The sequence below is a fragment of the Microcystis flos-aquae FACHB-1344 genome (assembly GCF_014698375.1).
Lineage (GTDB): Bacteria > Cyanobacteriota > Cyanobacteriia > Cyanobacteriales > Microcystaceae > Microcystis > Microcystis aeruginosa.
On the sequence record NZ_JACJSW010000019.1, the window covers coordinates 14522 to 41359 of the forward strand.

Annotated in this window: 29 protein-coding genes and 2 pseudogenes; 9 read left to right on the plus strand and 22 right to left on the minus strand. The window is 41.9% G+C overall.

The genetic code is table 11. The annotated features are described in order from the left end of the window. Positions 1–44: 44 nt before the first annotated feature. The 5 genes and pseudogenes from H6G48_RS00825 to H6G48_RS00840 form a co-directional block, all read right to left on the minus strand. Positions 45–686, minus strand: coding sequence for a DUF3226 domain-containing protein (locus tag H6G48_RS00825; RefSeq protein ID WP_190718145.1), 642 nt, complete (start codon positions 684–686; stop codon positions 45–47). Between the two features lie 2 nt (positions 687–688). Continuing rightward, positions 689–1846: an AAA family ATPase gene (locus H6G48_RS00830; protein WP_190718148.1), complete on the minus strand. Its 1158-nt coding sequence runs from the start codon at positions 1844–1846 to the stop codon at positions 689–691. Positions 1847–1890: 44 nt separating this feature from the next. Next, a pseudogene (locus H6G48_RS27035) lies at positions 1891–1980 on the minus strand (divergent PAP2 family protein); the annotation flags it as partial. Between the two features lie 83 nt (positions 1981–2063). Further along, entirely contained in the window at positions 2064–2369 is a 306-nt protein-coding gene (locus H6G48_RS00835; RefSeq protein WP_190718151.1) for a type II toxin-antitoxin system HicB family antitoxin, read from the minus strand. 54 nt (positions 2370–2423) lie between these two features. After that, positions 2424–2918, minus strand: coding sequence for a helix-turn-helix domain-containing protein (locus H6G48_RS00840; protein WP_002763166.1), 495 nt, complete (start codon positions 2916–2918; stop codon positions 2424–2426). Positions 2919–3080: 162 nt separating this feature from the next. On the opposite strand from H6G48_RS00840, the gene H6G48_RS00845 reads away from it, so the two are divergent. After that, positions 3081–3794: a PEP-CTERM sorting domain-containing protein gene (locus H6G48_RS00845; protein ID WP_190718154.1), complete on the plus strand. Its 714-nt coding sequence runs from the start codon at positions 3081–3083 to the stop codon at positions 3792–3794. 344 nt (positions 3795–4138) lie between these two features. On the opposite strand, the gene H6G48_RS00850 is transcribed toward H6G48_RS00845, so the two are convergent. The 5 genes from H6G48_RS00850 to H6G48_RS00870 all read right to left on the minus strand — a co-directional run bounded on the left by H6G48_RS00850 (position 4139) and on the right by H6G48_RS00870 (position 8329). Further along, positions 4139–5092, minus strand: coding sequence for an asparaginase (locus H6G48_RS00850; protein WP_190718157.1), 954 nt, complete (start codon positions 5090–5092; stop codon positions 4139–4141). A 22-nt stretch (positions 5093–5114) separates the two neighbouring features. Then, complete coding sequence (locus H6G48_RS00855; protein WP_002763155.1) at positions 5115–5618, minus strand: CGLD27 family protein; 504 nt, start codon at positions 5616–5618, stop codon at positions 5115–5117. 5 nt (positions 5619–5623) lie between these two features. Further along, positions 5624–6028 carry a ribosome silencing factor gene (rsfS, locus tag H6G48_RS00860; RefSeq protein WP_002739249.1) on the minus strand — a complete coding sequence of 135 codons (405 nt, stop codon included), beginning with the start codon at positions 6026–6028 and terminating at the stop codon, positions 5624–5626. A gap of 55 nt (positions 6029–6083) precedes the next feature. Further along, entirely contained in the window at positions 6084–6680 is a 597-nt protein-coding gene (yqeK, locus tag H6G48_RS00865; RefSeq protein WP_190718160.1) for a bis(5'-nucleosyl)-tetraphosphatase (symmetrical) YqeK, read from the minus strand. A gap of 80 nt (positions 6681–6760) precedes the next feature. Next, entirely contained in the window at positions 6761–8329 is a 1569-nt protein-coding gene (locus H6G48_RS00870) for a YcjF family protein (protein ID WP_190718163.1), read from the minus strand. Positions 8330–8817: 488 nt separating this feature from the next. Between H6G48_RS00870 and H6G48_RS00875 the strand changes: the two genes are divergently transcribed. The 3 genes from H6G48_RS00875 (at position 8818) to secF (ending at position 12289) form a co-directional block, all read left to right on the plus strand. Next, positions 8818–9801 (plus strand): alpha-ketoacid dehydrogenase subunit beta, encoded by a 984-nt coding sequence (locus H6G48_RS00875; RefSeq protein WP_002763149.1) that lies wholly within the window; start codon positions 8818–8820, stop codon positions 9799–9801. A 26-nt stretch (positions 9802–9827) separates the two neighbouring features. Beyond that, the gene (gene secD, locus H6G48_RS00880; protein WP_061432536.1) at positions 9828–11234 is read left to right on the plus strand and encodes a protein translocase subunit SecD; all 1407 of its coding nucleotides are present in this window, start codon (positions 9828–9830) and stop codon (positions 11232–11234) included. Positions 11235–11356: 122 nt separating this feature from the next. Beyond that, positions 11357–12289 carry a protein translocase subunit SecF gene (gene secF / locus H6G48_RS00885; RefSeq protein ID WP_190718166.1) on the plus strand — a complete coding sequence of 311 codons (933 nt, stop codon included), beginning with the start codon at positions 11357–11359 and terminating at the stop codon, positions 12287–12289. On the opposite strand, the gene H6G48_RS00890 is transcribed toward secF, so the two are convergent. Next, complete coding sequence (locus H6G48_RS00890; protein WP_190718168.1) at positions 12286–12609, minus strand: helix-turn-helix transcriptional regulator; 324 nt, start codon at positions 12607–12609, stop codon at positions 12286–12288. The two genes, secF and H6G48_RS00890, sit on opposite strands and share 4 nt — an antisense overlap. 345 nt (positions 12610–12954) lie before the next feature. On the opposite strand from H6G48_RS00890, the gene H6G48_RS00895 reads away from it, so the two are divergent. The 4 genes from H6G48_RS00895 to H6G48_RS00910 all read left to right on the plus strand — a co-directional run bounded on the left by H6G48_RS00895 (position 12955) and on the right by H6G48_RS00910 (position 14529). Then, positions 12955–13215 carry an IS66 family transposase gene (locus tag H6G48_RS00895; protein ID WP_190718171.1) on the plus strand — a complete coding sequence of 87 codons (261 nt, stop codon included), beginning with the start codon at positions 12955–12957 and terminating at the stop codon, positions 13213–13215. A gap of 200 nt (positions 13216–13415) precedes the next feature. Next, the gene (locus H6G48_RS27040) at positions 13416–13793 is read left to right on the plus strand and encodes a pentapeptide repeat-containing protein (protein WP_242034480.1); all 378 of its coding nucleotides are present in this window, start codon (positions 13416–13418) and stop codon (positions 13791–13793) included. Positions 13794–13838: 45 nt separating this feature from the next. After that, entirely contained in the window at positions 13839–14192 is a 354-nt protein-coding gene (locus H6G48_RS00905; protein WP_190718196.1) for a DUF433 domain-containing protein, read from the plus strand. After that, a complete protein-coding gene (locus H6G48_RS00910) occupies positions 14167–14529 on the plus strand; it encodes a DUF5615 family PIN-like protein (protein ID WP_190718175.1) in 363 nt (120 codons plus the stop codon). The genes H6G48_RS00905 and H6G48_RS00910 overlap by 26 nt, the downstream gene beginning before the upstream one ends. A gap of 36 nt (positions 14530–14565) precedes the next feature. Here H6G48_RS00910 and H6G48_RS00915 read toward each other — a convergent pair whose 3' ends face one another. From H6G48_RS00915 to H6G48_RS00945, 7 genes are all read right to left on the minus strand, one after another. After that, positions 14566–15459: a rhomboid family intramembrane serine protease gene (locus H6G48_RS00915; protein WP_190718178.1), complete on the minus strand. Its 894-nt coding sequence runs from the start codon at positions 15457–15459 to the stop codon at positions 14566–14568. A gap of 215 nt (positions 15460–15674) precedes the next feature. Beyond that, positions 15675–15902 (minus strand): hypothetical protein, encoded by a 228-nt coding sequence (locus H6G48_RS00920; RefSeq protein ID WP_002778028.1) that lies wholly within the window; start codon positions 15900–15902, stop codon positions 15675–15677. Next, positions 15889–16140 (minus strand): hypothetical protein, encoded by a 252-nt coding sequence (locus H6G48_RS00925; protein ID WP_002778026.1) that lies wholly within the window; start codon positions 16138–16140, stop codon positions 15889–15891. Before H6G48_RS00925 ends, H6G48_RS00920 begins: the two co-directional genes overlap by 14 nt. A 261-nt stretch (positions 16141–16401) precedes the next feature. After that, positions 16402–16887, minus strand: coding sequence for a crossover junction endodeoxyribonuclease RuvC (locus tag H6G48_RS00930; RefSeq protein WP_002763127.1), 486 nt, complete (start codon positions 16885–16887; stop codon positions 16402–16404). 3 nt (positions 16888–16890) lie between these two features. Further along, a complete protein-coding gene (gene wecB / locus H6G48_RS00935) occupies positions 16891–17994 on the minus strand; it encodes a non-hydrolyzing UDP-N-acetylglucosamine 2-epimerase (protein ID WP_190718181.1) in 1104 nt (367 codons plus the stop codon). 182 nt (positions 17995–18176) lie between these two features. Then, complete coding sequence (locus tag H6G48_RS00940) at positions 18177–19508, minus strand: MlaD family protein (protein ID WP_190718184.1); 1332 nt, start codon at positions 19506–19508, stop codon at positions 18177–18179. Positions 19509–19554: 46 nt separating this feature from the next. Next, positions 19555–20337, minus strand: coding sequence for an ABC transporter ATP-binding protein (locus tag H6G48_RS00945; RefSeq protein ID WP_002739028.1), 783 nt, complete (start codon positions 20335–20337; stop codon positions 19555–19557). Positions 20338–20603: 266 nt separating this feature from the next. Between H6G48_RS00945 and H6G48_RS00950 the strand changes: the two genes are divergently transcribed. After that, a complete protein-coding gene (locus tag H6G48_RS00950) occupies positions 20604–23174 on the plus strand; it encodes a TIGR03960 family B12-binding radical SAM protein (RefSeq protein ID WP_190718188.1) in 2571 nt (856 codons plus the stop codon). A 42-nt stretch (positions 23175–23216) separates the two neighbouring features. On the opposite strand, the gene H6G48_RS00955 is transcribed toward H6G48_RS00950, so the two are convergent. From H6G48_RS00955 to H6G48_RS00970, 4 genes and pseudogenes are all read right to left on the minus strand, one after another. Beyond that, complete coding sequence (locus H6G48_RS00955) at positions 23217–23753, minus strand: hypothetical protein (protein ID WP_061432556.1); 537 nt, start codon at positions 23751–23753, stop codon at positions 23217–23219. Between the two features lie 87 nt (positions 23754–23840). Continuing rightward, a complete protein-coding gene (locus H6G48_RS00960; protein WP_190718190.1) occupies positions 23841–25055 on the minus strand; it encodes a type II secretion system F family protein in 1215 nt (404 codons plus the stop codon). 173 nt (positions 25056–25228) lie between these two features. Further along, positions 25229–26329, minus strand: a complete 1101-nt coding sequence (locus tag H6G48_RS00965) for a type IV pilus twitching motility protein PilT (RefSeq protein ID WP_002797770.1) — start codon at positions 26327–26329, stop codon at positions 25229–25231. Positions 26330–26488: 159 nt separating this feature from the next. Then, a pseudogene (locus tag H6G48_RS00970) lies at positions 26489–26838 on the minus strand (hypothetical protein); the annotation flags it as partial.

Consider the following 26838-nt stretch of genomic DNA (forward strand, 5'->3'; position numbering starts at 1 on the left):
GAAATATTATGGGGCTGTCATTCCCATTTCGATCCATACTTCTATCAAATCTCGTATAACTCCTGTAACCATCTCAAAAAATTTGCCGATTGGGGATGGGATTGATTAAGTATTCTTTGTTTTACTGCATCGTGAAGTTGTTTCCCCGGCGGATATTGCCAAGCTAAATAGGTATGAATATTAGCCTTATCTAGATGATAATCTCTATAGGTTGCCCCCTGTTGTTTTGCCTCTATCACCTTGTTTTGTGTATATTGCCAAAGATTATTATCGGGAACTAAATAGGCTAAAAAAGTCTCTAACATCCCTCTAGATTGATTATCTGGCATCATCCACACACCGAATTTTATCCCCGATTCTAGAGTCATAATTAATCCCGCTGCTGGTAAATTTTGAGGTAAGCTAGGTATATTTGGTAAACAGGCATTATATAAACTTTTCCAACGATTATCAGGTTCTTCGTCCGCATCCATAATAATTCCTAAATGAGTTAGTCCGTTAGGAGTTTTTAGTTGCGTAGAGATATATTTAGGTTTTAGTAAATTTTCAACACCATCACAATTTATGATATTCAATGGTTCTTCCCCTCTATTCCAAGTAACTCCATTTGCTGCCATTAATTGGGGAATAACTCTCAATTCCTCTGCACCTTCCACTAATAACTTTTTTGTCTCTATTTTAGGCATTGTTACCGCACCTCAAGATTACTTGTAGCAGCAATAACAATTTCTTCTGGATCAAAGATTACAGATTGGCTTTTTTCCCTATCTATCCTTTGAATAGTAATCTCGTTATCGGTAATTTTTTCTTCGGTAATTAATTCGGCTAAACTTTGCCAACAATCGCGGCTGTGAGTGGTGGCAAATACCTGAATATTGAGTTTTTTGGCGGTTTCCCAGACTACTTTCCACATATCAGTCATGACAGTAAAATGCAATCCGCTATCAATTTCATCAACTAATAAAATTCCATTTTCAAGATTAACCATTGCTAAAACTAATCCTAACATTCGCCAAAATCCATCGCCTAAACTGCCAATAGGTATAGGTTGATCATGATTTTTAATTTTGATTAAAAACCCACCTCTAACACCTAGGTTATTTGAAGTTAAATACTTGCCAGAACCAACAATGGCTATTCTTTCAATTTTTGGCTCAATAATTTTCAAAGATTCAATAATTAAATCTTCTAAAGGAGAGAGAACAATGTTATCAAAAAGTGCTGCCATATCAGAACTTGTTAGAGAAAATGGTGTTAAGAACTTCAATTTAATTTTATTATCAATACCTATTTTATGGGAAATTCTGCTTAAACTAGCTATTCTTCTTATAGAATCTCTGGCAAGAGTACCGTTGGCAAGAAGTTCCATTTCAATAGGTTTTTGTGAGCCAATCCATCCAATACTTAAAATAAGTTTACCCCATTCCTCATCGTCGAAATTGTTATCATTATTTTGATTTATATCATCATTTTTGTCTGAAAATAAAGATAGTTGTATAGGAATGCTTTCAACAGAAATGGTAACACTTGCTAGATAGGATTTGCCATATCCACTGATGATAATTTTTTTACTTGGGATGATTTCATGCCCAGGAAATAAATGACAAATTTCAAAAACTTTAGTGCGACTAGGTAGATTACTTTCTGACCAACCAAACTCACCTCTATAGCTAATAGTTTCAAGAAATATATCTATATTATTCTGAGCATACAAAAACTGAATCGCTTCTAAAATAGAAGTTTTACCGCTATTATTTTTACCCACTAAGAGATTAATTCGACCAAGATTGGCCATCTCAAAATTCTGAAACCCGCGAAAGCCTTCAATTTTTAGGGATTGTAACATGAGTGATTACCCCGGATTTTCAGTTATTAAATCTAGTTTATCTCAACCCCAGTAGCCAAAGCCCCCGACGAGACTAGATAGCGCAGACTCACCTTACCATCGCGGATTAACTCAATCAGCGCTTTTAGTCCCTTTTCACCTTTCGAGCATTATAGCTGGTTTCGGGGCAGAAAACCAGCAAAAACATGACTACAGAGGGAATCGCTGACTCTAGAGATTAATGACAATAAATTCCTAGCTGCTGATACAGTTCAACCTCATCCTTGCAAACAGTTAAGGTTTTTTGTTCTTCAATATTCTGAATGACTTGTTGAGTTTTTTGGTTAAAATCGCTTATCGTATAATTACCTTCTGCAATTCGTCTTTCTTTTTCCTCTAATTCGAGACAAAGTTCCATAGCTTCTTGAATATTGCTCAAAGCTTCTTCGAGATTATGTCCTTCACTAATACAACCGGGGAGAGAAGGAACAGAAAGATTATAATCTCCTTCCTCGCTTGGTTCTAAAATAACATTTACTTTCATATTGGCTCAGGGTAATAATAAGATAACTATATTATAAGTGATGTTGCCGGGGACTTACTCAAATTCTTCTAATTGCGATCGCACTAATTCTAGGGGAAGTTTTAAAACTCTAGCAATTTGTTCGATAGTTAATCCTTCTTTGATTAATTCGGGAATGGTTTCTAATTTAGCTTGTTGATAAATTTTAGATGAGGGTAATTCACTGTTCTCTTTTCCAGTACAAAAATTACCGCTATTGATTTGTATAACGTCTTTAATATTACTAGAGTTAGAGAAATTAGAATAACAATATCTTTGTAAACTCGATTTAATGTTAGCCTTACTGACTTCCTGTCCTAATATTTCTGATAAGGTTTTCCATAATTTACCTGCTGTTTCCTTGATATATTTCTGAGAACGATGATTTTTTTGAGCTATTTCGGCGTATTTTTGATGATTGACGACTCCCTCTAAGATTTCATGCTGAAGATCGTCTAAATGTTCTCCTGTATGGGAGAAAACAAGCTCATCAATAGTTATTATAAAAGATTGAATATCGAATGAGTTCATAGGATGATTTTAAACAGGGAGTTAAGTCAGGATTGCCTGATATTATAGCGCAAAATGCAAACTTAGTGTCTTTATATTTCTTTATAGGGCTTTTATGGGTCTTGAAAGTAAATTTTGATTTATTTACACTTTCATTAATTATTTTACTGATAGAGTTTTTTTATGAAGTTTCTTCGTTTTTGCGCCCTGTTCTCTGTACCTATTGCTACGGTAGGGATAACAACCTGTATTGTTAGTTTACCAAGTCAGGCCGTTGAACTTGTATTTTCAAGTCCTGGTGTAATCAAAGGTGTAAATGGAGTGTCTTTTACTTTGCCAAGTACGGGTATCTCAAAAACCTACAATATTATTCTTGAACGAGGAACAGTAAATGATATCTATGGTACACCTCCACTATTTGATGTGTTTACTGAAGAAGATGCTTTAGCTGCCATGAATGCTTCTGCTCAGGGTATAAACTTTTATATTACTAATGTATCTGAAAATCTGTCATTTGAATCTTTAGGAACAGATGCATTTTATATTCCATATTTTACGGATTCCGTTAACGTTGATGTAAGTTCTAGTAAAAAAGTAGTCCAACCACCAGGACTTAGGGACTTGCGCTTTGATAATGTACCATTTAGGGCTGGTCTTATTCTTCTAGAGAGCGATTTTCTGGCTGGGATATTATTCCCACGCAAGTCCCTTATAGAGGTAGGCTTTATAGATTTACCTGTTGATGTTGAGGTAGTTTATACACGCCTTATACAAGTTCCCGAACCCACTTCAACTTTAGGACTCTTTTCTCTAGGAATACTCGGTGCTGGTGCAACCATAAAACGCCAAGTTAAACGCCATCATTCTATCGAAAAAGAAACCACCAAAATAGGCTAAATTGCCCATTAATATAACTCATGCCCCTTAATTTTACAGAATTGAGGGGGATTTTTATGGGCTATAATTTGATATAAATGGGTTGGGTTAGGCAATGCCTTGTTTTTAGGGAAAAAAATCAAGATATAAATACTGCCCTAACACACCAAAAAAAAGTTTTTGTTCTAAGTAGCTGGTTATAATTAAATTGAAGATAGATTTTGCCTCTGATCCCCCCTGCCCCCCTTGATAAGGGGGGTGCCGATAGGCGGGGGGATCTCCCCTTAATAAGGGGGGTGCTGATCCCCCCTTAGTCCCCCCTTATTAAGGGGGGTATCTGACAATTTTTAACAGCTACCCACTATTTATAACAAAGCCATTTCTCCCACCACTTCCAAGCGGGTATAACTGCCGATTTTGAGGAATTTTTCCGAGAGAGATTCGGCCACATTAGGAGTAATCCAGCCTAACTGTTTGAGAATTTGCAAAGCGGCGGCATATTTAGCCCGTTTGGAACCATCTAGGGCTTTAATTGCTAATCCTAAACCTTCACCGACGCGCCCAATACATTGAATACCTTCGGCCCCGGCTTTACTGACGATTTCCCCTTGGCTAACCTGCATTAATTCCGTATCAAAAGCCCCTTCTCCTGCTACCATGCGGGGATGATAGGTCATCGCCCGGACGATTCTTTCTAAGTCTAAACGGTTGCCAGAGGCTAACTGGGCGTAGAGATGGGCCATTTGCCCCAACTGCATTGAATAGGTGGGCGCGCCGCAGTCATCGTGGGCGCTGATTAATTCATCCCCCGGCATCCCCAATAATTCGGCAATTTTGCTGAGAATTAGCTTCTGTATCTGACTAGAACGCCGCAGATAGCTATTTAACGGCCAGCCACGCTGTTGACACACCGCTAACATCCCGGCGTGTTTACCAGAACAATTGTACTGCAAGCGACTGGGTTTACCTTCCGGGAGAGGACATTGCAGGGCATTAGGATCGATATCGGCGCGCCAGAGAATATTAAAGACTTGACGGGCGTGTTCCACCGTGCCTTGGTGAGAACTACAGATAATGGCTAGATCCTTATCGTTGAGATCGTAGCGTTCGAGGGTGGCGGTACTGATGACAGCCAGTGCTTGAAAAGGTTTCAGGGCCGAACGAATAAAGGCGCTAGTTTCGGCGCTGCCGGCGGTGGATAATACCCGGCCGCGGTCATCGCAAATAGCGGCCTCGACATGATGGACCGATTCAATAATGCCTTCCCGGAGGAGATGAATTTCTAAGCGGTGGGTTGGTGTACGTTTTACCCTATTCATTCAGATTGGTGATTGGTTGCGGTTAGTGAGTGAAAAATAGCCAGAAAAGACCACTGATAGCGACAATTGCCCCTAGAATCAGGGCGGTTTTTTGTAAACGCTGGAGAATGGGCTGGATTTGATAGGAGACGATTAAACGATCGCGGGTTAAAATGGCGGCGGTTTTTGTCCAGATTTGGCCATCGTACCAGCCCGACTCTTCATAAAATACTTTCTCCGATTGCAAGCGATCATAGACGTAGATCCAGCCCAGATACAAGCGCAATAACACCAATCCTACCAAAATTGTCGAGCCAAAAATCCCCGCGCAGAAGAAGAGAAAAGGGGCCTTTTTGAGGGGAAAACTAGCGGCGGCAATCGGTCCGACAATTAACCATGTCCATAACCATAACCAGACAATTTTTTTTGTATAAGAGGCTACATCTAGCGTCGCCCAACGGAAAAACCAAGATTCTTTTAATTGTTCGTACTCGTTAACCGGTTGCTGTTCTTCCGGGACGGGACAGAAATCAAGGGAGGATTTCATGGATTCTACTCCTCTAAATGGTCGCTAGGTAGAGGAATACGTTGGGCATGACCCCAAAAAGCTTCTAAATTATAAAATTCTCGCTCTTTTGGTAAAAAGATATGGACAATGATATCGCCATAATCCATCAGGATCCAGCTACCTTCGCTTTTTCCTTCCACTTGTCGGGGGGATTGCTGCCATTCTAGTTCCATAGCAGCTTCGATCGCATCCTCGATCGCTCGCACTTGAGTGGTAGAATAGCCGGTAATAATCAGAAAATAATCGGTTAAATAACAGATATCGGCGACTTTCAGGATGGCGATGTCCCCTGCTTTCTTGTCCTCGGCAGCGGTAACAATTGTCTCTAGAAAATTTTCGGTCTTGAGATTTTCGGCGACGGGGGTAATAATTCCAGTGGGATTGGTCATTCAGGTTGTAGTTATCCTTTGGCTGAGGTGGTTTTAAGCGAGTCTTGAGATTATGTTAATCAATGGTTTTAGTTTTTGTTGGTTGTTCTTTAACAATTTGTAACGCCCAGTTGCGCGTTAGCACGGTGCGGGGATGAATGGGACAATGGCTACTTAAAAGATATTTTAGGGAATAATCACAGGTTTGTTGAACGCTTTTATGGAGATTTTGATAGCTGAGTTGTCGTAGGGCGTTTAATTCGGGTGTATCGCCGCGATTGGGTTCCAAGGCATCGGCAATAAAGACTATACAGCTAAGATCACTCATATTGGGTTTACCGAGGGTATGATTGCGAATTGCTTCGAGAATTTCCTCATCGGTAACGTTAAATTCTTTTTGGGCGACAATTGCACTGACATCGGCGTGGAGTAAGTGGGGATGGGATAAACAGATATTATCCACGTCTATTCCCGCCGATTCCGCCATTTTTAGCAGTTTTTTGGGCTTGAAAAATTTAGCCAGATCGTGTAGTAATCCCGCTTGCCCTGCTTGGACGGGATCGAGATGGTGATGACGAGCTAAATCAATACACATGGTCTCCACACCGAGAATATGTCGCAGACGGTGTTCGTTGACGTTTTCTTTTAACCAGTCGATAACTTGCTGTCGCATCTTTTTTTTGCCCTTGTGGAACCCCAAAACGATTGTAACAATTACTATACAATTTTGCCTATTGCTCCCGGGTTCGATCTTTACCAATCATCCTCGCAACTAGCTTCTAAAACTTCTTCTTGCTGCCAATCATCCTGAAAAGGTTGTACCACTTTACCGATCGCATCGGCCACAAAAGACTTAATAAATTCTTCCTTGCGACTGAGTTGAAATTGTCTTTGTACCACTTCCGTCATACCACCGTCACCCCAGTCTTGATCCTGACGGAAATATTCAATAAAACTTTTGCCGGCAATGCGGGTTAAATAGGCGGCACTGACCCCTTGAATTGCCTTACCGACTATATAGGTAGTAAAATTTAACTGTAGGATTCTGGCTAATAATTCTACTGCTCCTTTCACTACTCCCAAACTAACTAGAGTTTTGCCCAAAGATAGAGCCAATTCCTTGCCTCGATCGCTGTTAATTTCACAGCCATAAACTTGACCAATTTCCCTGACCATTTGAGCATTAACCGCCGCCGTTGCTAACATATCGAACACTGGTAAGGGAGTCACCGCAATCACTCCCGCACCGATCCACTGATAGCGAGCGATAATTTTATCAGCTTGGCGACGACGTTGGCGATCAATAATTTTCCTAGCTTCTTCTCCTAATCTTTGGGATTGTAAGAGGATATTATCCGCCACCAAATCCTCCCCTTCGGCCCGTAAAACTGAAGCCAAACGTTTAATTAAAGCTAAAATATCTGGTTCCGGTGTGATCATTTGTCCACCGGTTAACTGTACTGGTTGGGGATTAGCGGCGACGGCAATAATATCGGCTGAAAGGACCACTCCTTTTAGACGTTCTCGTAATTGTTTTAAAATAATGTCTCGATCTTCATCGCTATAGAGATCGATTTTATTAAAGACTAAGAGAGAACGTTTACCAATATCAATTAAACGCAATAAAGGGCCGTATTCCGATTGTCGAATATCGTTATCAATGACAAATAAAAGTAAATCTGCTTCCGTGGCTAATTGTCGCGCTAACTGTTCCCTTTGACCTCCGGCTGCACCAATTTCAAGAATGCCGGGGGTATCGGTAATTTGAATTTCCCGATTCACACCTTTCATTTTTAAACTATAGGTTTCCCCTTTTTCCGTGGTTCCCATGGTTGCCTCCACATTGCCCACCATTTGACCGATGAGGGCGTTAATTAGGGAGGTTTTTCCCGCCGATCCCGTGCCGAAAACAATGATTTTAACTTCTTTTCTGGCTAAACTTCGCTCAATTTCTTGGGAACGCTTAATAAAAACCTGTTGGGTTACTTTATCTTGAATTTGCTCCACTTGTTGCCGGATAGCTTTTAAGGTTTCCCCGGCGGCCTCGGTTTTTTCTACCGGTAATTTTAGGGGTGGACGGGAGGAAGAACGCAACCCGCGGCGACTTTTTTGGCGCTGGGGCAGCAGATAAAAGTAGTACAAAAGAATGTAGATCAGCAAGCCCAGCAGTCCGATAATCAGCAAAAGCAGAATATTAGCTAAGATAGGAGCGGTAAAGGCGATCTGGATGTAAAGACGATAGATAGAGTTGACTAACCACAACATTAATCCGAAAATAAAGCTCAGACCAATGATTAAAGTGGCAAGACGGGGTAATTTCATTAGCTTTAACGGTAGGGGATTGCTTGATCTTGATCTTAGTTCTTTGCCGGCCGATTGTCGGGAACTAGAATAGACTATTATCTATAGTCATAATTGTTTTTATTCATCAGCCAATTTCTGTAAATCTACTAAGTTGGGATTTTTAAAGGGAAACTCTCTGCTCAAATTGGGCGTTACTTGCGATTTTATCGCTCAATCCCAGCTTTTGGGGGGTTCTACCCCCCAAACACCCCCCCGCGCATTAGTTTTTCGGTGGGATGCTTACAGGCAGCTGCTGATACATTTATCGTCATCTAAGAGTCACTGACAGTTGCTGATTGTCGGTATTCCTGCAAATGTGAGATGCAGCCGTATTCAGGGGTCAGGGGATAGCTTTTTATTTATTCTCCCTTCTCCCCACTTCCCCACTTCCTATTCCCTCGGGCCAGAAAAGGGGTAAGATAATAAGTTTAGTGATAAGATGACCGAATTGTAAGCGGGGACTTGATATGGCAGAAACCCTATTATTTAATGCTTTGCGACAGGCGATCGATGAGGAAATGGGCCGCGACCAGACAGTATTTGTTTTGGGTGAAGATGTGGGTCATTACGGTGGTTCCTACAAAGTTACCAAAGATCTCTACAAAAAATATGGCGATTTAAGGGTTTTAGATACTCCCATCGCTGAAAATAGTTTTACGGGCATGGCAGTGGGGGCAGCCATGACGGGATTGCGTCCGATTATTGAAGGCATGAATATGGGTTTTCTTCTGCTTGCCTTTAACCAAATTGCCAACAATGCCGGGATGTTACGTTATACTTCCGGCGGTAATTTTAAAATACCCATGGTTATCCGTGGTCCGGGGGGTGTGGGCAGACAATTAGGTGCGGAACATTCCCAACGTTTAGAGGCCTATTTTCACGCGGTACCCGGACTAAAAATTGTCGCTTGTTCCACTCCTTACAACGCCAAAGGTTTATTAAAATCGGCGATTAGAGATAATAACCCCGTGCTTTTCTTTGAACACGTTCTTCTCTATAATCTCAAGGAAAATTTACCTGATACCGAGTATCTTTTACCCCTCGATAAAGCCGAAATCGTTCGCAAGGGAGAAGATATCACCATTCTCACCTATTCGCGGATGCGTCATCACTGTTTACAGGCATTAAAACAGTTAGAAAAAGATGGCTATGATCCAGAAATTATCGATTTAATTTCCCTGAAACCCTTTGATATGGAGACGATCGCCGCTTCGATTCGCAAGACTCACAGGGTGATTATCGTGGAAGAATGTATGAAAACGGCAGGAATTGCTTCCGAGTTAATTGCTTTAATTAACGAGCAGTTATTCGATGAATTAGATGCCCCCGTGTTAAGATTATCTTCCCAAGATATCCCCACACCTTATAACGGTAATCTAGAAAGATTGACGATTATTCAACCTAATCAAATTGTCGAAGCTGTCCAAAAAATCGTCGGTGATCGCATTTAAAAAATTCTCCTTTTGATACTGAAGTTATGCAGAGACAAAATTGGTTATTGTTACTGATCATCGGCCTGGTTATTGCCTCGATCTTCGTCCTGATTAAGTTACCCCTACAATTAGGTTTAGACCTGCGCGGTGGTAGTCAATTAACCATTCAGGTTAAACCCACTGAAACCGTCACAACCATTCAACCTAATGATTTAAAAGCCGTACAAAATGTGATTGAAAACCGCGTTAATGCCCTGGGTGTTTCTGAATCATTAGTGCAGACTGTGGACAGTAAAAATCAGGTAATCGTGCAACTACCCGGGGTCACAAATCCCAAAGAAGCGGAGAGAAACTTAAATGTTCAGGCCCAATTAGAATTTCGTCAGCAAAAACAAGGTACAGAAGGAGAATTCCGGGCTGAATATTCAATTTTTCAACAAAAAAAAGCGGAATTAGCCGCCCTCAAAGCCGAGAATAAACCCGAAAATGCCGCTAAAATTGCCGAACTAGAACAATCTCTGCAAAAATCTAAACAGGCGATTTTAAATTTATTTGAATCGGTGGACTTAACTGGAAAAAATCTGCAAAATGCCACCATTAGTTCCACCCAAGGGACTAACTGGGAAGTGGCCATTACCTTCGACTCGGAAGGGGGCAGTAAATTTGCCGAACTGACTAAAGCGATCGCAGGTACTGGTCGCAGTATTGGGATTTTCCTCGATAATGAATTAATTAGCGCCCCTGTGGTTGATGTGCAGTTTGCCCAAACGGGAATTACAGGAGGCCGGGCCGTGATTACCGGTAATTTTACCGCCGAAACTGCCAACGATCTAGCGATTCAATTGCGCGGTGGTTCTCTACCTTTCCCCGTTAAAGTGGAAGAAATTCGCACCGTCGGGGCAACTTTAGGCCAGGATAGCATCCGTCGCAGTATCTACGCCGGTTTAGTGGGTTTACTGTTAGTTTTAATCTTCATGGCGGTTTATTACCGTTTACCCGGTATTATTGCCGATGTTTCCCTGATTATCTATACTATTCTCTCTCTGGGGGCTTTTGCCTTAGTGGGAGTCACCATGACGTTACCCGGTATTGCCGGATTTATCCTCAGTATCGGCATGGCAGTTGATGCAAATGTACTAATTTTTGAGCGTACCCGGGAGGAATTAAGGGCCGGAAAATCCCTATTTCGGGCAGTAGAGTCGGGATTTTATCGGGCTTTTTCCAGTATTCTTGATAGTAATGTCACTACTTTAATCGCCTGTGCTGCCTTATTTTGGTTGGGTTCAGGATTAGTCAAAGGTTTTGCTTTAACTTTAGCCATTGGGGTAGCTGTGAGTATGTTTACCGCTTTAACCTGTAGTCGCACTCTCCTGTTAATCACCGTGTTAAACGTCCCCAGCGTCCGTCAAAAACCCGAACTTTTCTGCCCTAATTTACCGGCAAATCAGTAGGGTGGGTTAGGCGACGACAAGTTATGCTGTTAACCAATAATTTCATATTCGCCGTAACCCACCGATTGCCACTCCCTACTCCCCAAATTCCTTTTTCCTTTTTACTTTTTTACTTAATCAATATGGCATTTAACGTTACAAAACAGCGTAATTTTTGGTGGACAGTCTCGGCCCTGCTGACGATTGGTAGTATTTTGGCCATGGTAATTTCTTGGTTCACTATTCAAGCGCCTTTGCGACCGAGTTTAGATTTTGTTGGTGGTACGAGAATTCAGATAGAATTAGCCTGTGCCAAAAAGAATAACTGTGAGAAACCCTTAACTACTGCCGAAGTGCAAGTGATTTTAGACGAGGAAGGATTGGGTAACAGTAGTGTGCAGGTGTTGGATAAATATACTTTATCGGTGCGGACGAAAACCCTCGCAGAAGAACAGAGAACAAAATTACTCGACACCTTAAACCAGAAAATCGGTGCCTTTGACCCCGAAACCAGTCAAATCGATACCGTCGGTCCCACCATCGGTCAAGAATTATTTAGGTCGGGATTTTTAGCTTTATTAGTGTCATTTTTTGGCATTGCTGTCTATCTAAGCTTTCGTTTTCAACGGGATTACGCTTTTTTTGCCATTGTCGCCCTGCTGCACGACGTTTTGATCACTTTAGGGGTCTTTGCGGTTTTAGGCTTAATTGCGGGGGTAGAAGTGGATAGTTTATTTTTGGTTTCCCTCTTGACAATTGTGGGCTTTTCTGTTAACGACACAGTGGTAATTTATGATCGCGTTCGGGAAAATTTTGTCAATACCCCCGAATTATCCGTGGATGAAATTGTCGATAATGCGGTGAGTCAAACACTAACTCGTTCAATTAATACCACCCTGACCACTTTATTGCCTCTGGTGGCGATTTTTCTCTTTGGTGGCAGCACCTTAAAATATTTTGCCCTAGCTTTAATTATTGGTTTCGTAGCCGGGGCCTATTCGAGTATTTTTATCGCTAGTACCCTACTAGCTTGGTGGCGCGGTCGTTCCCATCGACCCACACTCAATTACAGTTAGGATGCCATTGGTGAAGAATCAGTGGTTCTTGGATAGGTCGTAATAGTAATTTCAACCTGTTGATTGAGACGACCCAAAATTGAGATCAAACGGTCAATAGTAAAGCGTCCCAAATTAGCACGGCGAATCTGGACAAATTCACTGTGATTAATTCCAGTTCGCACTTGAGCATCGCGGGTTGATAAGTCTTCCTTCTCCAGAACCTTGATAATTTCAGCAGCAAGCAGTGCTTTCGCTTGTCGCACGTCCGCATCTACATCGCCAAAATCGCGGTACACATTACCGCTACCTTGTACCAGTTCAAATTGTTCTTCACTCATGAGAGTTCCTCCTTCAATCCCTTGAGCCGTGCTTTGATAACTGATACCACCTGTCAAGCCCCATTATATCTGTTGAAGTTTTTGCTTGTGTCAATCAAAGCGGCGATCGCCTTATAATATCTGGTAGCCATTTTGGGGATTTGGTGCGTTACTGCGGCGAAAAAACCCGATCCCTCCTCCCCAAAGACGTAGAAGAGAGCGGCTACTCCGAGAGAGCGGTATCCATCGTCTCAGTCTTGAGTGGAATGTACCGTCATTCCCATCGGATGGTGGTTTGTACGATGTCCGACTTATTTGGGGTGAAGATGTCTCTGGGGACAGTCAATCGTCTGAGAAAGGAAGGAAGTGAGGCACTATCAGCCCTCTGTGGCGGAAGCCGAAGCCTACATCCAAGCCGCGCCGATAGTGGGGGCCGACGAGACGGGTTTTGCACAAGGAAATGCCGATGGACAAAATCCTCAGTCCAAGAGAGCTTGGTTGTGGGTGGCCGTCACCCCGTCGGTCAGCTTCTTTCAAGTCATGCTGTCGCGCTCTAGTGCAGCGGCTCAAGCAGGGAATGAGATTTGGGTGGTAGCAGGGAATCATAAAATTTTGCTATTATCTTGAATATTTTAGGAAAATTCTGTGTTACGATAGTCCGTTGGTTATCCCGTTTTCAAGTTGATTGAGGTGGAACAGTTATGAAATTAACTACTCTTTTTTCAATTTTTATCCTATCTTGTGTTAGTTTAGCTAATCCTAGCCGTGCAGAAAATCCTGATCATGTTAAGAAACTTAAGTAAACCAAACAATGCCCAGGATGTGATTTGAGTGGTGCGGATTTGAGGGGATTAAATCTAAGACAAGCCAATTTACAAGGTGCGGATTTGAGTGGTGTTAATCTAAGCGGTTCTGATTTGACAAAAGCCAATCTAAGTAATGCAATTTTGACGGGATCTAACTTGGGTGGTGCCAAGTTGATAGGGGCAAATCTATCTAGCGCAAGACTTAACAGTTCTTATATGGGCGAGACAAAATTAATGGATGCCAATTTAAAGGTAGCAAGTTTGATAAATGCTGATATAGGCCAGGCTAATTTTACAGGTGCCGATGTTACAGATGCTAATTTTAATGGTGTAAGATGTCATACTTGGACAACTTACACAGGGCTAGATGGAAGCACAAGTACAGCATGGTGTAAATAACTAACACTATCCTTTAGATTCAGTACAGCTTCGGTAAATTTTATGATGCAACTCGAAGACTATTTTAACTTTCTAGCCCCTAATGACATTCGGTTAAAAGGAACAAGAATTGGTATTGAAACCATTCTCTATGACTATATTTATCATGCCAAAACACCTGAAGAAATTGCTAAAACTTACTCATCTTTGAGCTTAGAACAAGTTTATGCAACAATTCTGTACTATTTGCATGAGCAAGAAAAAATAACCAATTACTTAACCGAATGGATCGAACATGGAGAAAGAATGAGAGAAATACAAAAACAAAATCCTCCTCCTGTTGCAGAAAAATTGAGAAAGTTAAGGCAACAAAGAAAAGCAATCAAACAAGCAAATGAGTCTGAAATATCTCTTAGATGAAAATGTTGATCCTCTCTATGCGACTCAACTAAGAAGACTCAAGCCTGATTTAGTTATTAGAGTTATTGGAGAACCTGTTACACCAGATAAAGGAACATTAGATCCTGAAATTCTCTGCTGGTGTGAAGAAAATAATTTTATTCTGGTAACAAATAATCGGACTTCTATGCCCGTACATTTAGCAGATCATCTACAAAATCATCGTCATATTCCAGGTATTTTTATTCTGAATCCTAATTTGAGTATTGGGGAAAATATAGATGAGTTAATTCTGGCGGCTGAAGCTTCATTTGATAATGAGTATCAAGACCGAATTGATTATCTTCTTTTACCTTGAATCTGTTTGACTTAAGCATAATATAATTTATCACCATCAACGATCTTCATTATTTTGCCGTTGTTGTTCTTCCCAATCGCGCTGTTCTTGTTCTTTCCACTGGCGATATCGTTCTTCTGCTTCTACACGATCACGATGACGCGCCTCTGCGTGACCCGTTTGAGGAATTGTATCTTTCTGTTCCCCTGATGTGCTTGAAGATCCTCCAGCTATTGCACAAGCGATAAAACCAATGACTCCCAATATGAAATTGATGAAATTATCACCAGTCAATAGCCAATTTACAAACCAAAAAGTGATAAAAATAAAGAAAAATAGACGAAAAAACACACTTCTCATGGCTCTTCCTTTTTCTTGAGCAATGAACTCAGCCGCTAAAGTGCCAGTTAAAAATCCAGATAGCAAGTGAGAAATTTGTTGCCCATATATAAAAACAAAAACTAAAAAAATTGAAAGGTAAACATATAAAAAATTGACCAGAAAGCCATCCTTATCATAATTTGGATCAAAATTACTCTGACCTCCTAACGCTAAAAATCCTAGATAGCCAAAAATCAGGCTACTCAACCCAATCTGAGGAGTGTTAGTCGGGGCGAAGATCCAAATCCCCAATCCTCCAACAATCCTAGTGATGATAGTAACAATCCAAAAATGACGAATTTTATAGGACTTGACTGACAAGCCTAAAATCACAAACCCTATAGTACCGACAATAAGATATTTAAAACTACCATGTAGAAACGGGGCGAATAAAATCCATCTTAACCCAAAAGGCAAAGAAGAAGAAATAATCTCATATTGATTTAATTGATGATCAAAAACAAATTGGTCTAAAATTTCTACAATCCAGAAAATAGCGACAAAAACACCTATAATCGTCATTTTTGTCTTTAAGTGACCAGTCATGAGATGATTAGTTCTTCTTGCCATATACTTTTTGAGGGAGAAAACTCTAGTCATTCCCCATTATAGTTCAGACACTGAGCCAGACAACATTAACTTGCACCATCAATACTCCTGTAGGCACAATTACCGCCACCGATGCCGATAATAACCCCTTAACCTACAGTGCGATCGCTGATCTTGTAGGTTGGGCCCGTTGTGGGTAAACAATAAATATATTTTCGTAACAGAAAGCTCATGATTCATGGATGATAAGCCGTAATAACCAGACTTCTATCGTCACCATAAATTGCTTCAACACGACGAAAACTAGAATGATTCCACCAGACTTTAATTCTATTTCCCTTGGCTGGAGCAGACCCAACAACGGCATAACCAGCATTGAACATCAATTGTTCAAAAACTTCTGCTGGCATTGTTTTAGATGAAATGGGAGAAAGACCATCAATTTGATGCTTATCGAGGGTCATAACTCCCTTTATAGGTTGTAAAAATTTGATAACCGGGTAAAACTAAGCTGATACCCGCAAAACTATGTATTGTTCCTGGATAACTTTCTTCTGCATCACTACCCCCCAATCGCCAACAGAAAGAACCCAACCAAATATAAAAGCCTGGAATCAGTGCGTCCATCGAATAGGCAATATGCTTTAACTGAGGGTTAACTTCGTTTGATGATCCCTTTTTTTGAGAAACTTTTATTTTCATTTATTTTCATTATTTTAAACTTATACTCATTTAAGAACTATACCATTAGCATTGACGATGACAATTATCACAATTCCACACTTAAACCCTTTGGTGCGATCGCTGATATGGTAGGTTGGGTTGAGGAAGGAAACCCAACGCTAATCAAAGATATTTGAAGGCCTTATTATCTTCAACCGTCCCATCGAACTAAGATAGTGCAAGCTTAAAGATGGCTTTTAGTTGTCAGCTAAATTTTTGCGCCAATTTCGTCAAATTGCTTCAAGAGATTTGATTGCGAACGCCACTGAAAGCAGCGTATGCGATCGCTATAGCATCTACAGCATCATTAATGGGCATTTTTGTCAATCCGAATAAATACTTAATTTGTTCGGCCACCTCCGCTTTAGTGGCCCTACCATGGCCCAGATGACATTTCCAACTAGCTTGATGGAGGAAAATCGGTTCAATTCCCCCATCGCGACAGCTAACTAGATTGATAATTCCCAATGCTTGCAGGACTCCACCGGCTGCCTTGATTTGCCGGTTAAAAAAGGGCATTTCCACGGCAATTTCCCCCGGTTTATATTCTGCGATTAACTCCTTTAAATCCCGTTCAATTTCAATCAAACGCTGGGCAGTAGAAAGATTTTTAGAAGTTTCGATCGTGCCGTAATCGACTAAAATCGGCATTAACTCACTATTATCCCGGAGAATAGCCCAACCGACAATCGCTAATCCGGGGTCGATACCCAACCAAGTAGTCATAGATTAAGCCAAAAAATCTTGGACGATTTGGAGGATTCTTTGGGATGCTTGTCCATCTCCAAAAGGATTAATTGCATTAGCCATACGATCATAGGCGATTTTATCCCCTAATAATTCTCCCGCTTGTGCTAAAATTTGCTCTGGATTAGTACCAATTAATTTCGCTGTTCCCGCTTGTACTGCTTCCGGTCTTTCCGTGGTTTCTCGCAATACTAAAACCGGTTTTCCTAAACTCGGGGCTTCTTCTTGAATGCCCCCAGAATCAGTTAATAATAAATAACAGCGTTGAATCGCCCCCACTAACTCGGCATAATCGAGAGGTTCAGTTAAAAATACCCTGGGATGATTGCCCAAAGCGGACTTTATTGGTTCTCGGACGGTGGGATTGCGATGGAGGGGTAATAATAGGGCTGTATCGGTATATTTTTCTAACAACAAAGTGAATCCTTTGATAATATCCTGTAAGGGTTCGCCCCAATTTTCCCGGCGGTGAACCGTAGCTAATAAAACCCGATAATCTGACCAATTTAAGCCCGCAATTTGACATTCTGGGGCGGTTTTAGCCACAGTTAATAAAGCATCAATAACCGTGTTGCCGGTGTGGTGAATATTTCCTGTCACCCCAGATTTTTTTAAATTTTCCACGGCTAAAGTAGTGGGAGCAAAATGTAGGGTAGTCAGTTGAGAAATTAGGCGGCGATTAGCTTCTTCGGGATAGGGATTATAGATATCATTAGTTCTTAATCCTGCTTCCACATGAGCGATAGGAATTTGTTGATAAAAAGCCGCTAAAGCAGCAGCAAAAGCAGTGGTAGTATCACCTTGCACAATAATTAAATCTGGTTTTATGCGCTCAAAAACCGTTTCTAAACCCCGTAAACTGCGGCAAGTAATATCAGTTAACGTTTGACGAGTTTGCATAATATCGAGATTTTCATCTGCTTTTAAAGCAAATAATTCCATCACCTGCGCTACCATTTCTTTATGCTGTCCCGTCAGAATTACATGGGTTTGAAACTGTTCCGATTCTTGAAAAGCACGAATAACGGGAGCTAATTTAATCGCTTCGGGACGAGTTCCAAGAGTAATACAAATTGATTTCAACATATTATTATCAGTTATCAGTTATTTTAGCCGTCAGGAGACAGGAGACTCCGAGACAGGAGACTCCGAGACAGGAGACTCCGAGACAGGAGGATTATTTTTATTTATTCTCCCTAATTCATAATTCATAATTCACAATTCATAATTCATAATTCATATTCTATCTCTTGAATTGTGCTGTTTTGTCATTTTTCACTCGTTTGTGGTTGTTGAACGATAAATTGGGGATAGAGTTGCATTTGCTTAGGATTTAAAGGTCGAGAGATGGTCAAAACTTTTTGTTTAGCTAACTCTTGAGTCATGGTATCTAAAGTTTGAGCGATACGCAAATTATATTCTAATTGTTCCCCGGAAGAAAGCAGATTACTTAAGCCATCGATTAAACGTCTTAAATTCTCGCGAAATTGGGGATCACCAATTAACTCATCGATATCGGAGGTGATTTTTTGAGTATTTTCAAAAGTCACCCTAGCGGATTCGAGAGTTTTTTGCAGTACGACAATTGTAGCAGGATCGTTAATAGTTTTAGTAATTTCTCGTAAATTATTCGATGTTTCCACCGCATTATTCAAAATAGTCTCGATATTTTGCATGACTTGTTTAGTATCAATTTCATCTAAACCTGCATTCAACCTCAGGGCGGTATTATTGAGATTATTAGCGAGACTACCAATACCTAAACTAGCTTGATTAATATTATCGAGAGTATTAACAATTTGTCCCCGATTTTCGCTGAGAACAGCATTGAGATTAGCGACCAATTGGGAAGATTGTTGAAAAGTTCTGCTGATTTGACTGCGATTTTCCTGAACGGTATTATCTAAAGTATTGACAAAACGGGAGGCATTATTAGCTGTATTAGTCACCGAGCGACTGGTGGTAGCTAATTCCAAAGATAGACGAGAGATTTCTCTTTGGGCATTACGGATAGTCTGGGAGGTATCATCGGATAAACGGGCGATTTTTTGAGCTGCTATAGCGGTATTTTTGGTGACATCATTGAGATTACCCACAAATTCAGGACTGGTAAAAGTATCCACTAAACGACCAACACTAGACATTAATTGTGTTCCTGTTGTCCCCTGTAAACGAGTATTATTACAGAGAATTAGCTGTTGATCACAGTCGGGACTCAGAGGGTCGAGATTTTTGGACTCAGCACTTAAAGAAACTAAGGGAGTGATATCGATGGCTGCCTCCCCAATTAATCCGGAAAGATTGGTAGTAACAGTTACCTTCCTAGGCATAACTAAAGTAGCAGAAGCAATCTCGGCAATAACCTCCACTTGATTACTCCCCGGGATAAAACTCGTAATTCTTCCCACTCTCACCCCGCGAAAACGCACCGGTGCCCCGACTTGTAACCCTTCCACGTCAGCAAACTCGAAGATTAATTGATAGGTTCTTTGACCAAATCCTCCCCCGCGAACCCAGATAGCGAGCGCCCCAAAGACCAATAATCCGCCTAGAGCAAACAAACCTAGTCTTCCTTCCCGTAAAGCTCGCGAACTCTGCATGATTTTTCTCTCATTCTCGATAGTTCTTAATTTAGCTTAATCTAGCTTAAACGATTGTCCTAATCGGGCCTTCAATGCTGGCGCTAAAAAATTGCCGGATCATGGGATGATCGGTACGATCGATATCTGCCACTAATCCCTGCCATTGCACTTTTCCCTGATAGAGAAATACTACTCGATCGGCGGTGCGTCGGATGGTGCTTTGTTGGTGAGAAACCATCACATAAGTGTTCGCAGACCCTGATTTTTCATGGAGAGTCCGCACTAGATCCTCGATAATTGTGGAAGCTATCGGGTCTAATCCGGCGGTAGGTTCATCATACAGCAGTAATTCAGGATTATCAGCTGGATTATCGGGATTAGTGATAATAGCGCGGGCAAAAGCCACCCGTTTACGCATTCCCCCCGATAGTTCCGAAGGATAAAGGTCACTAATTCCCTGTAAACCGACCATTTCCAGGCTTTTTTCCACTAATTCCCTAATTATGGCTTTTTTTAAATTAGTTTGTTCATAAAGATAAAAACCGACATTTTCCCCGACGGTGAGAGAATCAAACAGGGCCGTTTGTTGAAAAACTAAGGAAGTTCGCATCGCTTCTCGACCATCTTCTAGCAATCCCTGACGCAATTGACCTTTAATACGAATTTCTCCAGCATTTATCCCCGTTAATCCCGCAATTAACCGTAAAACCGTTGATTTTCCCGTTCCCGACGGCCCGATAATTACCAGGGCCTCCCCTCGATAAATGGTTAAATCTAAACCATCGAGAATAACATTATCCCCGAATCTTTTCGATACTCCTCTCAATTCAATTAACGGTTCTTTCATCGTCGCTTAATTATCTTATAGCCTCTGGAATTTTAGGGAGATGGGGAAGTGGGGTAGATAGGGAAGTGGGGAAGTGGGGTGTGGGGTGTGGGGTGTGGGGTGTGGGGAAGTGGGGAAGTGGGGAAGTGGGGAAGCTGTCTCATCACCCTATCACCCTATCACCCTATCACCCCAAAACCCTATCTCCCGACTCCTGAATACTGACTCGATTCTGGCTGCTATAGTAGAAAAGCACCCATTGCTGACGATATCTGAGGTAGATTGCCGTGACTATTGCTTTAGACCAACTGCTTACCCCCGACATTTTTCGACCAGCGCGTTATTTGGGCAACGAGTTAGGCGCTAAACATAAAGAATGGGCAAGTGCTGTGGTGCGTTGGGTGTTAACCTATCCGGAAGTGTACGAAGTGGGGGCATCTAACCTCGGCCATATTATCCTCTACAATATCCTCAATGCTCAACCCCGCCAACTCTGCGATCGCACTTATTTACCCGCACCGGATTTAGCCCAAAAACTCAAACAGACAAAAACCCCCTTATTTGCCCTAGAATCCCGTCGTTGCCTCACAGATTTTGATATTCTGGGTTTTAGTCTCAGTTATGAGCTAGGAGCCACCAATATTTTAGAAATGCTCGACCTAGCGGCAATTCCCTTGACTTGGAGAGCAAGAGACTCGGGTAACTATCCGCTAATTTTTGCCGGGGGACAAACTGCCACCTCTAACCCCGAACCCTATGCCGACTTTTTTGATTTTATCGCCCTTGGTGATGGCGAAGAATTATTGCCAGAAATCGGTTTAATTTTAGAAGAAGGTAAACTAGCTAATCTAAGCAAAGAAGAACTATTACTAGATTTAGCCCAAATTCCGGGGGTATATGTCCCGCGTTTCTACGATGTCACCCCAATCGGTGCAGTTATCCCCAATCGTGACGATGTACCGCCAAGAATTTTACGCCGGGTAGCGACTCCTATCCCAGCCTATTCTATCGGTTTAGTTCCCTTCGTGGAAACGGTTCACGATCGCCTGGTGGTGGAAATTCGTCGCGGTTGCACTAGGGGATGTCGTTTCTGTCAACCGGGGATGTTAACCCGTCCCGCGCGGGATGTGCAACCGGAAGCAGTAATCGAATCGATTGAAAAAGGAATGCGAGCGACGGGATATAACGAATTTTCCTTATTATCTCTCAGTTGCTCCGATTATCTAGCTTTACCTGCCGTGGGTATGGAGATTAAAAACCGTCTCCAGAATGAGAATATATCTCTATCCTTACCCAGTCAAAGAGTCGATCGCTTTGATGAAAATATTGCTAACATAATTGGGGGCAATCGTCAATCGGGTTTAACCTTTGCACCGGAAGCGGGAACCCAACGAATGCGCGATGTGATTAACAAAGGGTTAACCAACGAAGAATTACTCAGAGGGATAAAAACTGCTGTCGAACAGGGTTGGGATAAGGTCAAACTCTATTTTATGATTGGTTTGCCAGGGGAAACCGATGTGGATGTCATCGGTATCGCGGAAACCCTGCGTTGGTTGCGTCGGGAATGTCGTTTACCGAAGCGGAAACCCCTCGATTTTACCCTAACTATCTCTAATTTTACCCCTAAACCCCATACCCCCTTCCAGTGGCATTCCGTCTCGACGGCCGAATTTATCCGCAAACAGGAGTTATTAAGACAGGAATTCCAAGGCATGAGAGGGGTAAAAGTCAATTATACCGATGTCCGCATCTCGGCCATGGAAGATTTTATCGGTCGCGGTGACAGAAGTTTAGGGAAAGTGGTGCTGCGCGCTTGGCAATTGGGAGCCGGGATGGATGCTTGGTGGGATAATACAGAGAAAGCCTATCAAGCATGGTCACAGGCGATCAAAGAATCCGGTTTAACTTGGAAATATCGTCAGATAGAACAGGGAGAATGGCATATTTTTGCCGATGCAGACAAAGATATTTTAGAGCGTCCTTTGCCCTGGGATCATCTGGATACCGGTATCGATAAAAAATGGCTACAGGAGGACTTAAAACGCGCCCTAGACGCGGCAACGGTCCCCGATTGTTCTTTTGAGGGTTGTTCCCATTGTGGCGTTTGTAGCCTCGATTTTGGTCATAATATCGTCATTGAAGCGCCCCCGATTCCCGCTTTTGCCGGACATTTTCAACCCAATCAAGAACGCACCCAAAGAATTCGGGTTTGGTTTGGCAAAATTGGCGAAATGGCCCTAGTTAGCCACTTGGATCTGGTGCGTTTATTTGATCGCGTCGTCCGTCGGGCTGCTATTCCCATTTCCTTTACCGGTGGATTTCACCCTGGTCCGCGCATTTCGATCGCCAATGCTTTATCCTTGGGAGCAACCAGTAGCGGTGAGATTGTCGATTTTGAATTGACAAAAGTGATCGATTTAGAGAGGTTTAAACAGCAATTAAGCGCACAATTGCCCGCAGATTTACCAGTTTATCAGGTGGAAGAAATTCCCTTAAATGCCCCGGCTGCCACCCGTTTGTTGGAAAAAGCGGAGTATTTGCTCACTTTTAACAGTGAGGGAATCGACTGCCAACAATGGCAAAATTGGCTCGAGGCGATTAAGCAAGCAACGGTGATGGAACGGGAAAAAACCACCAAATCCGGCAAAAAAGTCACGATTAATCTGCGAGAACAATTATATGAATTAGAGTTAAAAACTGTTGACAAGGAAGCCGTTTTGTGCTATGTGGGCAGTTGTCGCAATGATGGCACTTTACTACAGCCCGATCATCTCGTCGAGATGTTAGAAAGGGTTTCTGGACAGGAAATTTCGCTGCTTAATTGCCATCGTCAGGGCTTGATTTTAGGAACTTAACCATCGTCAACTGTTCCCTTTATACTCACCCCAGAGAGTCAGCTAATCTTGATCGACTAATTCTAAGCAATCATCAATCAAAGCTGGCCGATAACTTTGAACAACCATCGGTAAAAAAGCCCCTCTTAAACCCTTTTTTATTCTCTCGGCCGTTTGATCAAAAACCACAAATAAAGGATGAATTGTTTCTGCACCTTCACTAAACATATGTTGTTCTCTGGGGGGCATTAACCATTCATATTCTTTATCTAAACATATTTGTGTTTCGCGCCAGCGTTTCAACAAATCAGAAAAATCTTCCCCCGGACGATGGATAAAAATCAGGATTTCTGAACCTAATTTAATTTTCCATTCCGGATCACACATCAGAATCGCCAAATCACAGGCTAATTGTACCGTCTTTCTAGATTCAAGGGCAGAAGATGGACGAATTCTGACCAAGGGCAAGGGAATAGTAATTAAACTCTCTTCAGGACGACGCATACTAGGAATTAACTCTAAATAGGGGCGATATTGTCGCAATAATTCGATCGCCCCCTCACGACAGCTATATTCCGCTAATAAAGTTTCGTAAGACACAGATTCACCTAATCAAATAAAAGGAGATGAAAATTCAAATCTTGCCGATTTCCAGCTACCGGCAATAGTCACTGATCACTGATCAACTTATCCCAACGCATCGAAGATTTTAAACATGGGCAGGTACATAGACAAAAGAATAGTTCCCACCATCCCCGCAACACCAACCATCATCAAGGGTTCAATGATACTGGTTAAAGCTTTAATGGCCTGTTCCACCTCATCTTCGTAGAAATCCGCCACTTTCATCATCATGGCATCTAATTCTCCTGTTTCCTCGCCAATACTAATCATTTGAATTGCCAAAGGTGGGAAAACATTGGCTTTTTGTAGGGCCAAACTCATCATTCCCCCCTGCTGAATTTCCGCTTTGGCACCAGCGATCGCATTGGCAATTACCTGATTACCCACCGTATTAGAAACGATGTCGAGGGAACTTAAAATCGGGACACCAGAACGCGCCAGAGTCCCAAAAACCCGGCAAAATCTAGCCACAGCCGATTTTTCATTCAAATCACCAAAAAGAGGCATTTTAAGGAAAAACTGGTCAATTTGCAGACGACCCATCGGGGTTTTGTAATAGCGACGCAGTAAAAAAACCGTGGCAACAATGGTGACAATCGGAATTAAAATTAACCAACTACGCATCACACCACTTAAAAAGAGCATAAATTGCGTTAAGGCCGGTAGTGGCACGTTTAAATCGATGAAAATTTTCGCAAACACGGGAATTAAAAAAATTGTCATCCCGAAAAACACAATTACCGCCAAAATTCCCACCGCTACCGGATAAGTCATCGCTGATTTAATCTGGTTTTTCAAGCGGGCCATATCTTCCAAAAGTTTCGAGAGACGGTTCAGCACTTCATCGAGTACCCCCCCCGTCTCTCCAGCTTCGACCATACTGACATAAAGTTCATCAAAACATTCGGGATGTTTGGCCATCGCTTCCGATAACGGACTCCCTTGCTGTACCTCAGCACTAATCGCTTGTAGGGCTTTTTTCATCTTGGGATTACCGCATTGATCCCCCAAAACTCCCAAACATCTCACAATCGCCACACCAGCATTAATCATTACCGAAAATTGACGGGAAAAAACCGCTTTATCTTTGATGGAAATGCTGGCAAACATCAACTTTAAACCGGAAAGATCGATCTCTCCCCCCACTTTTTTGACCTTACCGACGGCGGCATATTTCGCCTTCAGCATCGACCGGGCCTGTTCGGGAGACATGGCCTCAACTTTCTCTTGGAAAACTTTTCCAGAGCCGTTTTTAACTTGTGCGACAAAATTAGGCATAGGACAAATCAGTTATCAGTTATCAGTTATCAGTTATCAGTTATCAGATTGGAGTTTTAAGTGGGTAGATAGTGTTAAGTGAAAACTTCGGTACTTTCTTTTCACTGATTACTGGTTACTGTTCACTGATAACTGATAGGGGCTGACGAACGCTTAAAGGTTACTATTTGTTATTAAATCCGGGCTTTAGCGTTAGCGCCAGCCCCGGCGATAAGACGTTGTAATTCATCGGGTTTACCGCTTTTAGAAATGGCTTCTTCCAAAGAGACAACACCCCTAACAACTAAATTAGCTAATCCCTGTTCCATGGTTTGCATTCCTAACTTCATTCCCGTTTGAATTGCTGAATAGACTTGGGGGGCTTTTCCTTCCCGAATTAGGTTAGCGATCGCTGGAGTTACCACCATGATTTCCTGTACCATTGCCCGACCAAATTCCCCCGGTTTAGGATTTTTTTTCTTGACTAGGTTTTGACTAAAAACTGCTAGTAAAGAATTGGATAACATGGCGCGAATTTGTGCCTGTTGGTTAGCCGGAAAAACGTCAATAATCCGATCCACTGTTCCCGCTGCCGAGCTAGTGTGTAGGGTTCCGAAGACTAAGTGACCGGTTTCTGCCGCCGTGATTGCCAAACTAATTGTTTCTAAATCCCGCATTTCTCCCACAAGGATAATATCAGGATCTTCCCGTAAAGATGCTCTTAAAGCGTTAGCAAAACTCTTGGTATCTTCTCCTTTTTGTCGTTGGTGAAACAGACTTTTTATATTAGGAAAAACGTATTCAATTGGGTCTTCTACAGTTAAAATATGTTCAGACCTAGTCCGATTAATTAAGTCTAAAATTGCCGCTAAAGTGGTAGTTTTACCTGAACCTGTTTGGCCAGTTACGAGAATTAATCCCCTCGGTCTTTCCGATAACTCCCGTACTACTCTAGGTAAATTTAATTGTTCAAAGTTAGGAATTTTAGAGGACAAAGCCCGTAAACAAGCTGCATAAGCCCCCCTTTCTTTATAAACATTGACCCTAAATCTTGCTAATCCTTTCACCCCGTAGGAACAGTCTAATTCCCAATTCTGCTCTAACTCTTTTCTTTGGGTATTATTGAGCATACTAAAAATCAATTTCTGACAATCTTGCGGGGTTAAAGATTCTTCATTAATCGGGGACAGTTTGCCACTAATGCGAAAATAGACCGGCGCCCCAGACTGAATGTGCATATCGGAACCGCCCATCTCGACCAATTGTTCCATTAAATCTTCGATCATTAATTCCATAAGTTAAACCCCATCTATAAGGTAAAATCAGTGAACAGTAACCAGTAACCAGTGAATAGTGAAAAGACATTGGGAAAGTGCTATTTAAGACTACTCACTTAATACTCCTTACTTAAAACTCAAATCTCATAACTGATAACTGATAACTGAAAAACTGTCTTAATCACTAAATCGCGGTGTCATACAATAGGGACAATCGAGCCATTCTGGTTGTAGTTCGGCGCGACAACCACGACAGATTAAACCGCTTTTCCGTTTGGCTTTTAGTTCCGCTTCCAGACCGGAATCGGTAAATGTCACCCGTTCCACTTCTTCGAGGGTGGTGTAACCCTCGCGCACCAGATTTAAACTGTAGGCTAGGAGTGTCACCATGCCCTCATCGACGGCCGTCTCCTTAGAGAACTCCATAAAAAAGATGATCCAATAGTCAAGTGGTTTGATAAGGGATTTCCACAAACCACTTTGGCAAATGGGGAAGTCGATTAATCTGTTTTTCCAACTCTGCCATT

Bases quoted from the DNA above. Each gene is read 5' to 3' on its own strand.
- H6G48_RS00825 (WP_190718145.1), bottom strand. From the start codon at position 686: ATGCCTAAAATAGAGACAAAAAAGTTATTAGTGGAAGGTGCAGAGGAA.
- H6G48_RS00830 (WP_190718148.1), bottom strand. From the start codon at position 1,846: ATGTTACAATCCCTAAAAATTGAAGGCTTTCGCGGGTTTCAGAATTTT.
- H6G48_RS00835 (WP_190718151.1), bottom strand. From the start codon at position 2,369: ATGAAAGTAAATGTTATTTTAGAACCAAGCGAGGAAGGAGATTATAAT.
- H6G48_RS00840 (WP_002763166.1), bottom strand. From the start codon at position 2,918: ATGAACTCATTCGATATTCAATCTTTTATAATAACTATTGATGAGCTT.
- H6G48_RS00845 (WP_190718154.1), top strand. From the start codon at position 3,081: ATGAAGTTTCTTCGTTTTTGCGCCCTGTTCTCTGTACCTATTGCTACG.
- H6G48_RS00850 (WP_190718157.1), bottom strand. From the start codon at position 5,092: ATGAATAGGGTAAAACGTACACCAACCCACCGCTTAGAAATTCATCTC.
- H6G48_RS00855 (WP_002763155.1), bottom strand. From the start codon at position 5,618: ATGAAATCCTCCCTTGATTTCTGTCCCGTCCCGGAAGAACAGCAACCG.
- rsfS (WP_002739249.1), bottom strand. From the start codon at position 6,028: ATGACCAATCCCACTGGAATTATTACCCCCGTCGCCGAAAATCTCAAG.
- yqeK (WP_190718160.1), bottom strand. From the start codon at position 6,680: ATGCGACAGCAAGTTATCGACTGGTTAAAAGAAAACGTCAACGAACAC.
- H6G48_RS00870 (WP_190718163.1), bottom strand. From the start codon at position 8,329: ATGAAATTACCCCGTCTTGCCACTTTAATCATTGGTCTGAGCTTTATT.
- H6G48_RS00875 (WP_002763149.1), top strand. From the start codon at position 8,818: ATGGCAGAAACCCTATTATTTAATGCTTTGCGACAGGCGATCGATGAG.
- secD (WP_061432536.1), top strand. From the start codon at position 9,828: ATGCAGAGACAAAATTGGTTATTGTTACTGATCATCGGCCTGGTTATT.
- secF (WP_190718166.1), top strand. From the start codon at position 11,357: ATGGCATTTAACGTTACAAAACAGCGTAATTTTTGGTGGACAGTCTCG.
- H6G48_RS00890 (WP_190718168.1), bottom strand. From the start codon at position 12,609: ATGAGTGAAGAACAATTTGAACTGGTACAAGGTAGCGGTAATGTGTAC.
- H6G48_RS00905 (WP_190718196.1), top strand. From the start codon at position 13,839: ATGCAACTCGAAGACTATTTTAACTTTCTAGCCCCTAATGACATTCGG.
- H6G48_RS00910 (WP_190718175.1), top strand. From the start codon at position 14,167: ATGAGTCTGAAATATCTCTTAGATGAAAATGTTGATCCTCTCTATGCG.
- H6G48_RS00915 (WP_190718178.1), bottom strand. From the start codon at position 15,459: ATGGCAAGAAGAACTAATCATCTCATGACTGGTCACTTAAAGACAAAA.
- H6G48_RS00920 (WP_002778028.1), bottom strand. From the start codon at position 15,902: ATGACCCTCGATAAGCATCAAATTGATGGTCTTTCTCCCATTTCATCT.
- H6G48_RS00925 (WP_002778026.1), bottom strand. From the start codon at position 16,140: ATGAAAATAAAAGTTTCTCAAAAAAAGGGATCATCAAACGAAGTTAAC.
- H6G48_RS00930 (WP_002763127.1), bottom strand. From the start codon at position 16,887: ATGACTACTTGGTTGGGTATCGACCCCGGATTAGCGATTGTCGGTTGG.
- wecB (WP_190718181.1), bottom strand. From the start codon at position 17,994: ATGTTGAAATCAATTTGTATTACTCTTGGAACTCGTCCCGAAGCGATT.
- H6G48_RS00940 (WP_190718184.1), bottom strand. From the start codon at position 19,508: ATGCAGAGTTCGCGAGCTTTACGGGAAGGAAGACTAGGTTTGTTTGCT.
- H6G48_RS00945 (WP_002739028.1), bottom strand. From the start codon at position 20,337: ATGAAAGAACCGTTAATTGAATTGAGAGGAGTATCGAAAAGATTCGGG.
- H6G48_RS00960 (WP_190718190.1), bottom strand. From the start codon at position 25,055: ATGCCTAATTTTGTCGCACAAGTTAAAAACGGCTCTGGAAAAGTTTTC.
- H6G48_RS00965 (WP_002797770.1), bottom strand. From the start codon at position 26,329: ATGGAATTAATGATCGAAGATTTAATGGAACAATTGGTCGAGATGGGC.